The sequence below is a fragment of the Maribacter sp. 4G9 genome, assembly GCF_002742265.1.
Taxonomy (GTDB): Bacteria; Bacteroidota; Bacteroidia; order Flavobacteriales; family Flavobacteriaceae; genus Maribacter.
This window is the reverse complement of record NZ_MDGL01000080.1, coordinates 1-1975: the sequence shown is the minus strand read 5'-3', so window position 1 is coordinate 1975 and position 1975 is coordinate 1. Positions and strand designations below refer to the sequence as shown.

Sequence of the window (1975 nt, the reverse complement as noted above, 5' to 3'; positions counted from 1 at the left end):
ATCGCTCAAGACCAAGTCGTGAAAACTAAGCCCCATAAGGCGGTTTGACTGATTTGCCTATACATCCCAGCCGAAAGACCATAGTCCTCATAAAACTATCCTCTCATCTCAATTACAGTTTGCTATTCATTTCAAAGAACTTATCCTTATATTGCATCCTTGAATAGCACAGGACACACAGCCAGTTGCCAACAAAGTATATAAAAAATCCGCCCATTTTTGGCTATATTTAGAAACTCCCCAACCTTAATAACACATCATCTCGGCTGAAAAATTACGCTCATTAACACAGACGTACTTTTCATATACGGGACCGTTGGCTGTAATTTGAACAAAATCCCAAGTTGAATAATGAAAACAACCTTTTACTTAATCTTATCATTACTTAATATTCAAATTGGGTTTGGACAAATTAACATAAAGGATTCAATAAATGGAATTTGGCAAATGGACGGCTACGGAAAAATAATTGAGATTACGGACAATGAAGTCAATACTTACGACAACACTAAAATTTCCTGCATAATCAATTCGTCCTTAAAAAGAAGCGAGATTAACCAATTAGGGAAATTTAATGTAATTAGTGAAGATACCATAAACCTAAAATTGGGAATAACAAATTATTACTTGCATAGAATCAAGGAACTTCCAAAAGAAAAGTTCATCAATGACTCCATTCAAAGAAAAAACCTAAAATTGAATTTTGATGTTTTTTGGCACACTTTAAATGAAAATTATGCTTTTTTCAAAGAAAGGAAGTTGAACTGGCAGAGTATACGTGAACAATATAAGAATAAACTCGATACCATTAAAAATGAATTAGAGCTGTACGAAATACTAATAGAAATAACAGATAAATTAAATGACGAACACACATCTGTAAGACCAACAGAAGATATAATGAATGCATATGAAGAAAAATCGGATGCTCTTGAAGAAACTGAAAGTACCGCTAATCTAACAATTGCGGAATTAGAAGAAAATATTTTAAATAAATACGTGAAAGACCCCATTAAATATGGTAAGAGTTTGCACGGAAACGGACTCCTAAATTATGGAGTAACAGAAAATAATATTGGCTATATCCAACTTAATAATATGATATTCTTTTCTGATTATGGTGTTTCGGATTCCTTATTTGGCTATGATTTTCTATTTGCATATTTAAATGAATCAAACCAAAATCCCAACTATCAAGAAGATGAGATTGAAGGTGTAAAGAAATTTATGAGTTCCATTATAGATAAATTAAAAAATACAGATGCAATAATTTTGGATTTACGTTTCAATTATGGAGGGTATGATGCAGTTTCATTAGAAATATTAAAGCATTTTATCAATTCGAGAACAAAAGTATTTAGCAAAAAGGCAAAAACCATCGCAGGTTATACAGAACCACAATCTTTTTTTGTTACACCAACGGACAAAACATATAACAAGCCAGTATTTTTCCTCACAAGCCATCAAACATCTAGCGCACCTGAATCATTATTAATAGCTTCTATGCCGATAAAAAACATAAAAATTATTGGTTCTAGAACAATGGGAATTACATCAGATGTTTTGGAAAAAAAATTACCTAATGGATGGGATTTGTATTTGTCTAACGAAATTTTAGCAAACTACAATGGAGATTGTTTTGAACAGGTTGGTATTCCTCCAGATATAGAAATTGACTATCCAAAAGAAGAGGCTCAATTCATTCAATATTTGGCAAGAAAACTAAATAATGGAGATGAGGCTATTGAAAAAGTATTTGAATTGATAGGAAATAAATGAATCAAAAACTACAGCCAACAATGGTAACCGTTGCACAAGATATTAATCCGTGAAAAAATGGATCCGTACAAGCCTCTTTACGGGGCTTTTTTTGGTCCGCCTTAGATTGGCAGCGCTAATCTTGGATGCCTTACAAAAGCACCGAACAACGGTTCAAGGGCACTTTTGGCCCATCTTGCCAAAGCTGGTGTCATTA

The 1975-nt window shown here is 33.0% G+C and carries 1 protein-coding gene; it reads left to right on the top strand.

Annotated features, from left to right (window positions below):
• The first annotated feature begins 351 nt into the window (after positions 1 to 351).
• A complete protein-coding gene (locus tag BFP75_RS10200; protein WP_099545270.1) occupies positions 352 to 1779 on the top strand; it encodes a S41 family peptidase in 1428 nt (475 codons plus the stop codon).
• Positions 1780 to 1975 lie beyond the last annotated feature (196 nt).